This window comes from Lentisphaera araneosa HTCC2155, from assembly GCF_000170755.1.
Taxonomy (GTDB): domain Bacteria; phylum Verrucomicrobiota; class Lentisphaeria; order Lentisphaerales; family Lentisphaeraceae; genus Lentisphaera; species Lentisphaera araneosa.
In genome coordinates, this window is sequence record NZ_ABCK01000006.1 from 221,144 (window position 1) to 234,881 (window position 13,738).

Consider the following 13,738-nt stretch of genomic DNA (forward strand, 5'->3'; position numbering starts at 1 on the left):
TTATTTCTCCGTTGGAACGACAATTCCTTTTATAATTAAATTCTGACAAAAAATGAAAATGAGTAGGGTGGGGACCGCAGCGACTAAGAGTGAGGCAAAAACCACTCCTTGCGATGAAAATTGTTGGAGTTGGTAGAGCCAGACCATGAGGGTCCACATTTCGCGGTCTTGGCAAAGAATGAAGGCAAACATGAAGTTCGAATAAGCGCCGTTGAAGGCTCCGAGTGCGATTACCGCAAGAATCGGTTTCGAGAGGTTCATGGTAATCATCCAAAATTTATTCCACTCACTCGCCCCATCGATATCGGCGGCTTCATAGAGTTCCCGAGGCAAGGAATCAAAGAAGCCCTTGAGCAGGAAGATCGAATAACCATTCGCCATGGAAGGTAATAAGAGGGCGGCAAAAGTATTGAGAAGCCCAAGATCACGTAGGAGCAGGAAGTTGGGGATCATGGTGACCACTGCCGGGAAAGCCATGGTGGCAATGAGGAAGAGCAAGATTTTGAACTGACTCTGAAGCTTGTAGCGCGAGAGTGCGTAAGCTGCAATTGGATTCACCAAGAGTGAAAGCACGATCGAGAGCAGACAATAAACCACCGTGTTAGAAAGGCCTTTACCATAGAGCAAGACGTATTCGAAAACCATCGTGAAGTTACGTGTGAGGAAATTTGATTTCACATCGGATTTATTTTTAATCACCATAGCATAATCAAACTCTTTTTGCGGCATGCGAACTTCTTGTATTGAGGAAAAATCACGATCATGAGCGGCGTTGATTTTTTCTAAGGAGCCATACTTTTTGATCAAGAATTCTTGCCAGGTGAATTCTGGTGTGGTCAAGGAAATGAACTCAGCGGGAGAATTCTTCTTGTCAGAAATAAAGAGCATGTAATCAGTAACTTGCGGGCTGGAGTAGATTCTATCTGTTGGCAAAGGGACCTCATCAAATGATTCATAAGTCGTGTTGTAGAGTTTGTTGAGGAACTCGACTTTTTGATATTTTTGAACGAGGAATTTATTCCAGTGACTTAAACCATCGGAGGAAAAGTTAACGAATTGGGGATGCAAGATCGTGCGCACCCAACGCTCCATACTCGGAGAAGTGATTTTTTTCTTGAGGACTTCGGCTTCGGCACCAGTTTGTTTGAGGAACTTGCTATAAGCACCCATGGCGGACATAAAAATGCGATCTTCACTCTTGATTTTTGACTTAAACTCATAGAAATTCTTAAATAATTCAGTTCGATTGAGTAAGAAGGTTCGATCCAAGAGACGCTCAGACTGAAACTTTAGAAAAAACCAGTTTTCTAGTGGCTCGCCAAAACGCGTGCTGAATTCAGTTAAATCATTATTACAGACTTCTTTGATATAATTGCGGAATTCGCGTTCATTGCGCTGAATGATTTTGCCATCGCCCGTGGGACCATAGCCAATGACGAACCAAGAGAGTGGGAGGTTAGTTTGATTAAACTCGATCCAGTCAGTAACTAAAGCAGGTTTATGAGCAGTTGGCATCTCGATATTTCTGAAGTTAAAAACTTGATCACCATTGCTCTGAAGATAGAGCTGAAGGTTTTCGTTGTATTTAGATTCGATCTGCTTGCGGAAGAGCATTGATTCATCGTGCAGATAAGTGGGAACAATATTGAATTCGTTTTCATCGATACGACTTTTCATTGAGCCTGATACCATGAGTAGGAAGGGGTAGACCATGGAAAGAGCGCCAACGGCAAGTATTAAATACATGCAAGCGTAAAGAATTCGGATAGAGAAGTTTTTCTTCTCGGTAAGTAGGATAATACTCATTAGTCGTTATCTCCTGCAGTAAAGCTCATATTAGAAATGCGTTTCATTTGGAACATGGTGAGGCCGATGAGTAGGAAGCCAAGTATCCATGCCATAGCAATGGCAGTTCCGAATTTAAGGTAAACGTAAGCATTATAGAAAATTTCTAAGCCGATGACGTTTGTTGCGTCGCCAGGACCACCACCAGTCATTACCAAGACATTATCTGCCGATTGGAATGAGCCAATGAGTACAAAGATTAATTGAATCAGTACTAGTGGGCGAATAGTGGGGATAGTCACATACCAAATGCGTTTGAAAAATCCTGCACCGTCAATTGCTGTGGCTTCATAGAGGTCTTCGGGTACAGTTTTTAATGCAGCTAAGTAGATCAGTGAGCCAGGACCAATTCCTGCCCAAGCAACTGGGAGTAAGATCGAGATCATTGCCAAAGAGCTATCTTGCAACCATTTTTGTGGGCCGATGCCAATGATATCGAGTACTTGGTTGAACATACCGCTGGAGCTCGGTTCGAAGAACATTTTCCACATGAGCATTACAACGAGGCCAGAGACAACTGCCGGCAAATAGTAAACGATACGGAAGAAAATTTTACCTTGAGGGATCTCGGAGAGGATGAGTGCAAGTACAATTGGTGAGAGGAAAACGAGGATCAGTGACCAAAAGACATACTCAAAAGTTCTCAGCATAGAGATCCAAAAAGTGGAGTCAAACAAGATGGCGGCAAAGTTATCTACGCCAACAAAATCTGAACCGCCAGCACCTGCAATGACATTGTAGTCGAGGAAGGCCATATAAGAACCATAAATCAGTGGGTAGTAATTGAAGATTGCGATGGTTCCAATGGCTGGTGTGAGCAAGAGGTAAGCGGGTAAGTTTTTGGTCCACTTGGTTTTTTTGGCATATTCATTTTTTGGTGGAGTGAAAATTTTCCAGATATAGATAAACATGGCAATGAAGCCTATAGCAATGGTAATAATGACTGCGAGAGCGACTTTTCGACGGAATTCCATAGTTTCCTCAGGAACGTAACCGAGCATTTTTTCGTTCGTTTCAACCACGGCTTTATCGTAGAGCACCTGGAGCTTTTTGAGGCGTACTTCTTTGTCTTGAATACGGGGAATCTCGGCAGTGAGTGCAGCTTCGAGGGGTTTAGAGGCACGTAAGATGAAGACCTGGCAGTTTTTGCCATAGGGTTCAGGGTAAGAGTCCTCTAGACTCTGCTTGAGTGTGGCAGCCCATTGTTTTGGTACCGTGTGAAGGTACTCGGTGTAGCCAAATTCTTTGAGTTTTTCGGGATTGATGTAGGAGCCGTAACCATTTTCGATATAGACGCGAACAATTTCTTTTTGAGCTTCAGCAGAACCAGCGAAACGGATGAAGCGCCAGGTAGCTAAGAGTTTTTCCTTAGGCGTCGTAGCACAGATACCTAGACCACGAACGTGAAGTTCAGTCGTTTTCTCACCAGAAGGAGCAGTGGGGATGGGTACAATTCCGAGTTCTTCCGGGTTGAGTGCCGAGAGGTTGGTGTCGGCATTGATGAGTAGGTCATTGATGTAGAGAAAAACCATGCCCACACGACCTTTATTCCATAGTGGCCAAGCTGCTTCGGTACGACCAACGCCATAGAGCTCTTCACCCTTGTCGTTTTTCCAAGCACCATCCACGAGTTGGAGGTAGAAATCGGCAGCTTCAACCGCACCTTTGTCGTTAAAAGTGGCACGCCATTCGCCAGACTCTTTATCGCGTTCAATGAATTTTGAACCATTGGCGTAAAAGAGGGGAAGAGCAATCCATGAAGCTCCACCAGAAGTATCCACGAGCATGCCGTAAGAATTGTTTTCTGGTTTGTGGAGTTTTTTGGCAGTTGTGAGCATCTCGTCCCAAGTTTTTGGGTATCCATTTTCAGGATCGAGACCATTTTCGAGGAAGAGGTTTTTTGAGTAAGCTAAAGCGCGAGCCCAATAAGAATAAGGTAGGAAATAAAAGTGCTTTTTGCCATCGGGTCCAACGCGGTAGACGGCGTCTTTTGCCTGACCCTTAACTCGTTCGTTGAATTCATCTTTGTACATGATGTCTTCATTAAAGATCCCTTGAGCTTTCGCTTCTTCTTCAGTGATCTCGATATTGATGAATTGATCGAGAGGAGTGAGGAATTCACGTTGGACAAACGAACCTGACTGACGGCCATTGACAGCAAAAACATCAGGAGCAGTTTCACCTGCAATGGACATGAGTAAGGGAGCCTCTCCAGCCGCACCCTCGAACTTGAGTCCCATGGGATTGCCCTCGGGAACAATATTGGGATACTTTTTACGAAAAGCGTGGTAGACTGCGAGGTTTGCTTTGCCTTCAATACTGAAAGCCGAGTCGGGTGCAGGAGCGAAGTCCGTGGTTTTGAAATGGATTTTCTCCTCTGCGGACAGCGCAAAAAGCAGTGCGAAAAGTATGGAGGCTAAGCGCTTCAATTATTTGTCCTTGCGAAAGAATTGTTTGAGTTCAACTTCCTGCATTTCACTTCCATCAACGGAGTACATGATCTCTAAAGACTTATTGATTTTGTATTGGAAGTAATCGATTTGAATCGGGTGGAGACCCGCTTTGAGTGGGATACTACCTTTCGATTCCCAAGGGTCACGATCCGAGAGGATATTGAGCTCGACAATTTGCTGACCAGCAATTGTGAGGCGTGAGCCATCATCACTCTTGAGGTTAAAAGTATAGAGACCCGTTTTAGGGACTTTGATGTAACCGAAGAGCTGCATGCCGAATTCATCGTGCATTTTAGCGACTTTGTGGGGCTCAATAACTTGAGTGGACCCTTGAGCGGAAGCCGTGAGTTTTTCGAACTCAGGGATGCGTCGGAAAGAGCCTTTAAAGATCTTGTAGTCGAGTCCTTGAGCCACTTTGGTACTTACCGGTTCTACAGCTTCTTGACGCTCGAATTCGAGAGTTGACGTTTCGTAAGCTTTACCCCATTTGTCCCAAGCACGCATCTTGAGCTGACAAGTTTTGTCGAGTGTGAGTGGCTTAGTATAGATAGGTGAGCTCTCGTTAGGAACTGAACCATCGAGTGTGTAGCGCAAAGTTGTTTCTTGGTTGAGGTTCTGAAGTGTGATTTCCATGGGGCGGTAGAACTTGCGATCAACAGGAGAAACCGTGACGAACGTTTTTGGTGTCTTGGCTTTCTTGCCGAGTTTTACTGAAACTTTACCCTGTGATGTTTGAAGCTTTTGGCGCGTTGTGTAAGTCTCGCGAGAATCAGTCCACGCTTTGATGTCGAGTTTAGCGAGGGGATTGTTTTTTACCTCAATATTTTTAGTGAGTCCATCTTTAGTGTGCATTTGGTCAACTTTGACGTGAACCCAAGTGGTTTTTCCATCTTTAGTGACAGGAATATAAGTCTCGAGCCAATCCCAGTTTTCTGGGAGGTGTTCCGTCACAGTGAAAGTATTAGTCTTCAATGAGAAGTCGATACCCGCAATACGTTTGATCAGAAGGTCAACAATTGGCACATCCCAGTTGTAGTAGAGTGAACCCCAAGGGCCGAATTTTTCTGGTTCCCAGCATTCTGGTGCCACAGGGAAACCGTGAGTTTTGTTCATGCCATTGATGTGACTGAGAGTGGCAAATACACCTTCGCGACCACGGTTGTGACGGAAGAGACCTTCTGTGGCTAACCAAGTTGAGATCGAAGATACAGTGAAAACACCATTGGGGGGATCTGTCATGGGACGAATGAGGAAAGAAACAGGACCGAGGAAACCATCTTCAGGATTCATAACCCAACGTTCAGTCATAGCGTCAGCCCATTCCTGAGGCATTTCGCGATTCATGAGTGAGATGATATTCCAGATATCTTTCCAAGGTGCGCCTTTCGCTGCGTAAAAAGAGGGTGCGTAAGCTTCCCAATGCTGGGACCAGTTTTTGTACATTCTTGGATGCATGGCTTCCCAATGCTTGACGTCTTCGTCCATACCAAGTTCTTTGGCCATTTTGATGAGGTCAGCAAGAGCATTGAGTTCTTCGCCCATGGAAGCTTGAGGACCAGCGTGATCCCAGTAGAGTGGCTTCCAAAGTTCAGTGTAGAGTTCTTTGAGGAATTTTTTGTCGCCTGATTTACGGTACATATCCCAAGAGAATTCAACTGAACCCACGAGGTTCATCCAAACTTCTGGCGAGTACCAAGTAGTACCAAAGTTATCGGGGAGGCCGTTAGCTTTATTTTTGAAAGGAACCATGTGCTTCCAAGAGAGAACATTGCCGTAACCCCATTTCCACTTGTCGACTGTCCAAGCGCCAACGGCAGTGTAAGCCCATGAATCCCAAAGGTGAAGACCCATGAAATTGTTGATTGCCGTTTGTGTGTGTGGGTACTCTTCAAAACCTTCGCCGATGTCAGTGTAGTACATGAAGTAAAGTGCCCAGAGGTAGTAGTAAGTCTTTACAGCAGTCTTATCTGAAGCGTCGAAATAAGGGATCTGATTATTGAGGATATCGTTAAAGTAAGTGAATTTATTGTTGAGAGCTTTTGCGGGATCCGCAAGAAGTTTTTTGCTATTGTCGAGAGCAACTGAGTATTTGTCGTCTTGAGCGTAAGTAAGAGTTTCGCTTTTGCCCGCGTTGATATTGATAGTGAAAGTATAAACTTGACGACCCTTATTATCTCTGGTGAGTTTAACGCTATCGCCAAATGAAGCTGTTGAACTAAGCGCAATGCTCATGCCATCATACATGATTTTGCCCACTTTAGTTTCTTTCCAACCAGACTTAGTAAGAGTTGTTCCACCCTCGCTTACGTGGATGGTGTTGCTGCCTTTATCGTAGCGACTTGTCGCCGTTTGTGACTGAGTAAATTTTTGACCGGCAGCATCGCCATCCCAAGTGGGGAATTCGGCATCATTAACAAAGCTATAGCCTGTAAACTCAATCTGAATGTCTTTATCCGAGCTAATGATTGTGGCGAGAACATCATTGTTATCAATGAACTTCACTTCTGTAATATTAGCACCACCCACTTGGTAGACGCATGTGACGCGATCCGGACGCCAGAGCATTTTGAGTGGTTTGGGGCGTTTGAAGCGTTTGCCATCAATAATGACTGTGCCCTCAGCGCCTTTTACATGATTCCAGAATTCCCAACCGAATTTATCGTGTCCCTTGCCACCTTGACCTTCGACGATGCCGTAACCACGAGCGCGACCATCGCGAAACATGGGGTGAGTGAAGCCAATTGTTTCGGAGTGCACTGGCTTCCAGTACTCATCGACTTTACCGCCGATGTAATACATTTTGTTGCCAGCCATAAAGGAATAGAGTTTATCTTGAATATCACGTTCGATCAAAGCGCAAAAGTCTTTGTGGGGTTTTTCAGCAAAGAGGTTGATGCTGAGGAAAAAGGTGAGGACGGATAAAAATGTTTTCATTGAGTTGAGCTCCTGATGGTTTAGACTAATCAGTATATTAGAGATTGGTTCGATTAACTTGTTTCATTCTAATGTCCGAGGAAATGCATTACAATTTCTGATTACGCCATTAATTTATCTGATTGCGCCATGTCTTATGGCTTCAATTTAGTATTTTGAGTTGAAAAAGTGAAATTTCTGTCTTAGTTTTTAATTATAAAAATAATAAATCATGCCAGGAGGTAATTGTGGCCATCTTAAAAGACTACGCTTGTATTTCAGTTGATTCCCGCGATCAACATTTGCCCATGGTTCCCAAATTTGCCGAGCCTTTTCGTCAGAAAAAGATTCGCGGTGTTGGTATCCACGAAGTTAAAGTTCCCTATGAGATTCAACGAGTTTCAGCTCCTTGGCACATAGCACTGATCACAATTTCTGGCTCGGCGCGTTACAGTTGCAAAGGCAGAAGTGGCTTGATTAAAGAGAATACCATTTGGATTGGTCCAGCAGATACTTCCTATCAATACAAAGCCACGGGTGACTGGAAGTTTATATCGGCAGCGCTGATTAAGTCTAACAACCGCGAGCACATCGAAGGCTCAATTACATGTAAAATGATGCAAAATGATGTCAGTCACCTCGTCAATGCAGTGGAAGCCTATTTATCCGAGTCGACCCATTGCCAAGATGGCATGTCCCAGGAAGCACGAGCCCTGGCCTCATATATAAGTCTCTGTATAGATCGCGAGATTGCCTCTGATTTAGAAAATGATTATTCCCGCAATGCCCTCACCCTAGCAAAAGTCTGGGAAGAAGTGAATGCTTCTCCAGAAGCGAGCTGGAGTGTTTCGGAATTGGCCTATAAAGCGAAAGTGTCCGTGCGTCAATTTCAGCGCGTTATGAAAAAGAATTACGAAACCACTGCAGAAGGCATGCTCACTAAGATTCGCATGCAGCGTTCGCAAGAACTCTTGCTCTCCACTGACCTCACCCTCGATGCCATCGCCGATCGCGTGGGCTATAGCTCGGTCTACTCCTTCTCCAAAGCCTTCAAAAATTACTGCAGCATCCCACCCGGGACTTTCCGCACACAGAATAGTTAAAAAAAAGAAGCGAACTGACCACTTCTTTTTTTCGAACTGAATACTTGGATAAATCTGTTGATACAGCACTCCTGTCGTAATGCGATAAATTTTTGTCTTGCTGAGATATTTAGATTTTGCGTTGAGCCCCTTAATTAAGTTAAACTTATAAGGAGTTCCCAATTTATGAAACAAATTCTCATTAGTCTTTTTTTATTTAGCTTTTGCCTGCAGGCCAAGAGTCCCAATTTTATTATGATTTATTTTGATGATCTCGGCTGGGCCGATACTGCCGTCGAGATGATTCCTGGGGATGCGGGCAGTCGCAGTGATTTCTATCAAACTCCCAACATCGTTAAACTCGCCGAGGGTGGCATGGTGTTTTCGAGTGCCTATGCACCTTCACCCGTGTGTACGCCTTCTCGCAATAGTGTGCAGCATGGGATGACCCCAGCTCGCATGCTCAATGCAGTGCTTCACTCAGAAGCCGCATCGAAAGAATATCGTGGAGTGATCACTATTCCGCAGGCCTTAAAAAAGGCTAACCCCAATTACATAAGTGCCCATTTCGGCAAGTGGCACATTCCTTCATTGACCCCTACAAAGGCGGGTTATGAAGTCACTGATGGACCGACGGGCAATGGTGAAGGCGATTATTTGGATGATATGAGAACGCATCTTCCTGAAGATGACCCCAAGCGCATGGTGTCCTTAACTGATAAAACGATTAAGTTCATTGAAGATCAAAATAAAGCGGATAAGCCTTTCTTCGTACAGCTCTCACATTACGCAGTTCATATTTGGCATGATTCATTTGCTGAGACGCGTGAAAAATATAAAAAATTAGCTAAATCAAATCGAGCGGAAGCACACGATTATTTCCCCGATTCAGAAATCACCGAGAGTATGTATAAGCACAATTGGATTATTAACTATGCTTCTATGGTAGATGATATGGACGCACAATTAGGTCGTATTCTCGAGCGTTTGGATGAATTGAAAATCGCGGATAATACCTATGTGATCATCACTGGTGATAATGGTGGCGGAATGAGAAATAACGGGCGCTTATCGGGCTCAAAAGGAGACTTGACTGAGGGCGGGATTCGCGTTCCCTTTATTGTTAGAGGGCCAAAAGTAAAAGCGAATGCCTACACTTCAGTACCCACTGCGGGTTGGGATATCCTCGCGACTTTTTATGATCTTGCAGGAGGTACAGAAGCTTTGCCGCCAGAAGTTGAAGGTGGAAGTTTAAAGAATGTATTAGCGAAAGGAGATAAGGCCTCAGTAGAGCGTAATCTACGCGACTTCGTCTTTTATTTCCCTTGGTATAATGGTGAGCCCGAGAGTGCGTTGATCTCAGGGAAGTACAAAATTCTCAAGAATCTCGATACTAAAGTCGTGCAGCTCTTTGACCTCAGTAAAGATGTTTCAGAAGGCAATGATATTGCCAATCAAATGCCTGAGAAAACAGTTGAAATGGAAAAGACACTGGATAATTACATCAAAAAAGTAAAGGCAGAAGATCTCATGGATTTGCGCATTGGTTACCTTGATCGCATGACCAAGTTATGGATCCCCAATACGGATAGAGAAATTATTGAGAACAAGAAGCTCATGGAGCAGGGCGATGCGCGTGGTAAAAAGGAATACGAACGCCTAACGGGTTACCGTAAATGGATGGAAGGCGAAATTAAATTCACTGTCGAACGTGCGAAAATGCACGGTAAAGATCTAAGTCATTATTTAAAACTCTAGTGACACGGCCATTTCAGCAATCTGTAGAGATCTTGCGAGTGATCTGCAAGTTCGCAGGCCGATATACTAACTTTACTTCTCGCTAAGGCGCTAAGACTTAGAGACATATTTTATGCCAAAGCCCATCAATTTTTGATGGGCTTTTTTGTTTTTTATTTTCATACTAGCAAATACAGGAAAATTCACTAATAATTTGAATGCTTAAACTGTAAGTTTTCATACTTAGTTTATTGTTCACTAATAGATAAAATAATGATTTAGCAGAATAAGGGCATGATGCTTTGCATACGAGAGGAATCCTTCCCCTCGAGCTCCCCTAGCAAGGATTTGCCAATCCTTGACCAGGCGACTGAGCTTTGCTCCTCTTTATGCTTAATCATGTGTAAATTTAGAGAAGGAAATTATGTCGACTCAGAACGAAGTACAGACTTCAGTTGATTCCCCAACGGGGAAGGTTGACAATGGGGCGCAAGCCGAACTCTTTGGGACTTTTCACGGTGTTCTGAAACCGACTTTACTGACGATTATTGGTGTGATGCTCTACATTCGTGAGGGCTGGCTTGTTGGCCATGCGGGCTTACTAGGAGCTCTTGGCGTCATTGTTCTAGCCTATGTGATTACCGGGACAGCGGCTTTATCTATTTCATCGATTACCAGTAATGTGCGTATGGAAAAAGGCGGTGTATTTACTTTAGTGGGGCAGACACTGGGCCTCGAGATTGGCGGTGCGATAGGGATCCCACTGTATTTTGCGCAGGCGATGTCGGCCGCGATGTACTTACACGGGATGAAAGAGGGCTGGTTATCCTTGTTCCCAGCAGAAAGAATGCAAGACACTTTTATGGCGCCGATTGTTGAAGCAGGAATCTACGAAAGCTTCATGGTAGTAGCTTTTTTCTTTTGTGCCATTGGGCTGACGCTCATCAGTACTCGGGTGGCTTTTAAGGTTCAGAATTTAGTCATGGTATTTATTGTTGTGGCCCTGAGCAGTATGTTTTTGGGCTTGAGTGTGCACGAATGGCAGACGCCGCAACTCATTGGCGATTTTGCCGATGGCAATAGCTTCAAATCCTTATTTGCTGTTTTCTTCCCTGCAGCCACAGGCGTCATGGTCGGGGCGAGTATGTCGGGGAGTTTAAAGGATCCGCGTAGAAGTATTACTAAGGGGACTTTGGGGGCTTGGGGGATTTCCTTTGTGGTTTACGCCTCAGTTGCAGTATTGGCCGCTTTTTTAGTTCCAACTCCAGAATTGATTAGCAACACCACCTCTTTGATTGATTATGCCCGCTGGCCTTTGCTCGTTCAGTGCGGCCTCATTGCCTCCTGTTTCACTGCGACTTTGAGTTCGCTAGCGGCGGCTCCAAGAGTTTTGCAGGCCTTGGGTGAATATCGCATTGTTCCGCGCGGTGATTTACTCGAGCAAGAAAATAAAGGCGAGCCTCGCAAAGCTTTGATTTACACGGGTATAAAAGTTTTTATTGTGGTTCTCTTGGGTGACTTGAATGCGATTGCCATGATTTTGACAATGTTTTTTATCTTAGCTTATTTCACCATCAATACGGTCCTATGCATCGAAAAGTCGATGAATTTGATTAGTTTTCGCCCCGTATTTTCGATCCCTTTCCTAGTACCTTTCTTAGGCTCTTTTTGTTGTCTTGGTGCGATGTTTGTGATTAATCCTCTTATGTCGCTCGTTTCCCTGGGGATTATTTTGGCGATTTACATTATTTTGGATCGAAAAAAACTGGAGAAGCCTTGGGAGACAGTGCACTCGGGACTGTTCGGAATTATTGCCAACTGGGCTGCCAAAAAAGTTTTCCGCACGGGGTACTTTGAACAGAAACGTGCTTGGAAACCCGACTTAATTATGCCGGTGGAAAAGGGTTCTCAACTCGAAGGTGTTTCGCCAATTTTAAAAGCCATCACTTACCCGCAAGGTTCACTGCAAGTGGTGGCCTTAAGTTATGAAGATAAGGCGAGTACTGAGCAGTTGCGCGGTGTCAATCAAATTGTTAAAGATCTCAACACGAAAGGGATTTTTGCCACCAGTTCACTTGTGGAAGCGCGGCGCTTTAGTGGTGCGGTGAAGACCGCAGTTTCAGTGATGCGTGGATCATTTTTTAAACCGAACGTTTTGTTTTTGCCAATCGAAGATCGCAGTGATGAAGAGCTGCGAGATTCGGCACTTACGGCTAAATCGGGCAGGATGTCCTTGGTCTTGATGAGCCTGCATCAAGAAAATGTTTTTGGACAGCAAAAGAGTGTTAATATTTGGGTGCGCGATCAATCGCCAGATTGGAATTTAGGTCTCTATATGACCAACGTCGATATGCTTGCATTGACGGCTTACAAAATTGCGGGCAACTGGAAGGGAAAAATTTGCCTCTGTTGCGCAGTTAGCAAAGAAGAGTATAAACGCCCCACGAGAAAGTTTTTCAAAAACCTCACTAGCTTAGCTCGTTTGGGCTCAAATGTGGAGATATTTGTCACAGATGAGAGCTTTTCAAATGCGCTTCATTCGGTTGATAAAGCTGACCTCAATATCTTCGGCCATAGCGATGAATTGACCAAGCAGGCCATGGAAGACCTGACCAAAAACTTAGGAACAACTTGCTTCTTTGTTAGAGGTTCCGGCATCGAAAGTATTATGGCTTAAAAATAAGCCCGCCTAGAGACTCATTAAAATTATTTATTAAAATTGGCGCATGAGAGTCAAACTGATTGCAGATGAACTGAGTACTCGTATATTCAGCGGAATTGATTAATTATGAGGATCAACATGAGTAAAGTTATTGAGTTCAATAATATTAGCCTAGCTAATGATAAGCCCTTCGTTTTGTTTGGTGGTTTAAACGTTTTGGAAAACGAAGCGGACACCCTAAAAGTTTGTGAAAAGTACCTTTCGGTTTGTGAAGAATTAAGTATTCCTTACGTTTTTAAAGCGTCATTTGACAAAGCGAACCGTTCCTCGGTGCATAGCTTCCGTGGTGTCGGTCTCGAAAAGGGAATGGAAATTTTTAAGGCACTCAAACGCGAATTTAATAATGTGCCAATTATCACTGACGTTCACGAAGTTGAGCAATGTCAGCCGGTGGCTGATGTGGTTGATGTGATTCAGCTTCCAGCCTTTTTAGCGCGCCAGACTGATTTAGTTGTCGCTATGGCGAAAACGAACGCTGTGATTAACATTAAAAAACCTCAATTTCTTAGTCCTGGTCAAATGAAAAATATCGTTGAAAAATTTGCCGAAGCAGGAAATGAAAAAACGATTCTTTGTGAGCGCGGATCTTGCATGGGTTATGATAACTTAGTGGTAGATATGCTAGGTTTCAGAACAATGAAGCAGAGTACTGGCGGCGCTCCGGTGATCTTTGATGTAACTCATAGTCTGCAATGTCGCGATCCCCTCGGAGCGGCTTCTGGCGGTCGTCGTGAACAAGTGCTTGAACTCGCTCGTTCGGGCATGGCAACGCGCTTAGCGGGTCTCTTTTTAGAGTCTCATCCGAATCCAGAAGAAGCCAAGTGTGATGGTCCTTCGGCCTTACCACTCGATCTTCTTAAACCCTTCTTACAGCAAGTCAAAGCCATCGATGATTTGGTCAAAAGTTTTGAGGAATTGGAAATAAAATAAATAATTGATTAAGAGCATATTAATATCTTTGAAATCCTTTTCTTGATGATTTTTAG

General features: G+C 44.1%; 7 protein-coding genes. 4 read left to right on the plus strand and 3 right to left on the minus strand.

Translation table 11 applies throughout. The features are described 5' to 3' along the window. From LNTAR_RS07925 to LNTAR_RS07935, 3 genes are read right to left on the minus strand one after another with little or no spacing between them, the layout of a single operon-like run. On the minus strand, positions 1 to 1,806 hold the full coding sequence (locus LNTAR_RS07925) for a carbohydrate ABC transporter permease (RefSeq protein WP_007278153.1): 1,806 nt from the start codon (positions 1,804 to 1,806) through the stop codon (positions 1 to 3). Beyond that, complete coding sequence (locus tag LNTAR_RS07930; protein WP_007278154.1) at positions 1,806 to 4,274, minus strand: extracellular solute-binding protein; 2,469 nt, start codon at positions 4,272 to 4,274, stop codon at positions 1,806 to 1,808. Before LNTAR_RS07930 ends, LNTAR_RS07925 begins: the two co-directional genes overlap by 1 nt. After that, the gene (locus LNTAR_RS07935; RefSeq protein ID WP_007278155.1) at positions 4,275 to 7,232 is read right to left on the minus strand and encodes an FN3 associated domain-containing protein; all 2,958 of its coding nucleotides are present in this window, start codon (positions 7,230 to 7,232) and stop codon (positions 4,275 to 4,277) included. A gap of 227 nt (positions 7,233 to 7,459) precedes the next feature. On the opposite strand from LNTAR_RS07935, the gene LNTAR_RS07940 reads away from it, so the two are divergent. The 4 genes from LNTAR_RS07940 to kdsA all read left to right on the plus strand — a co-directional run bounded on the left by LNTAR_RS07940 (position 7,460) and on the right by kdsA (position 13,682). Continuing rightward, positions 7,460 to 8,314, plus strand: a complete 855-nt coding sequence (locus LNTAR_RS07940) for a helix-turn-helix domain-containing protein (protein ID WP_007278156.1) — start codon at positions 7,460 to 7,462, stop codon at positions 8,312 to 8,314. 165 nt (positions 8,315 to 8,479) lie between these two features. Then, the gene (locus tag LNTAR_RS07945) at positions 8,480 to 10,051 is read left to right on the plus strand and encodes a sulfatase (protein WP_007278157.1); all 1,572 of its coding nucleotides are present in this window, start codon (positions 8,480 to 8,482) and stop codon (positions 10,049 to 10,051) included. A 403-nt stretch (positions 10,052 to 10,454) separates the two neighbouring features. Then, positions 10,455 to 12,707, plus strand: coding sequence for an APC family permease (locus LNTAR_RS07950; RefSeq protein WP_007278158.1), 2,253 nt, complete (start codon positions 10,455 to 10,457; stop codon positions 12,705 to 12,707). Between the two features lie 123 nt (positions 12,708 to 12,830). Next, positions 12,831 to 13,682, plus strand: coding sequence for a 3-deoxy-8-phosphooctulonate synthase (kdsA, locus tag LNTAR_RS07955; protein WP_007278159.1), 852 nt, complete (start codon positions 12,831 to 12,833; stop codon positions 13,680 to 13,682). Positions 13,683 to 13,738 lie beyond the last annotated feature (56 nt).

What these genes read in the sequence shown, in the direction of transcription:
- LNTAR_RS07935 (WP_007278155.1), bottom strand. Translation starts at nt 7,232, where the DNA reads ATGAAAACATTTTTATCCGTCCTCACCTTTTTCCTCAGCATCAACCTC.
- kdsA (WP_007278159.1), top strand. Translation starts at nt 12,831, where the DNA reads ATGAGTAAAGTTATTGAGTTCAATAATATTAGCCTAGCTAATGATAAG.
- LNTAR_RS07925 (WP_007278153.1), bottom strand. Translation starts at nt 1,806, where the DNA reads ATGAGTATTATCCTACTTACCGAGAAGAAAAACTTCTCTATCCGAATT.
- LNTAR_RS07950 (WP_007278158.1), top strand. Translation starts at nt 10,455, where the DNA reads ATGTCGACTCAGAACGAAGTACAGACTTCAGTTGATTCCCCAACGGGG.
- LNTAR_RS07945 (WP_007278157.1), top strand. Translation starts at nt 8,480, where the DNA reads ATGAAACAAATTCTCATTAGTCTTTTTTTATTTAGCTTTTGCCTGCAG.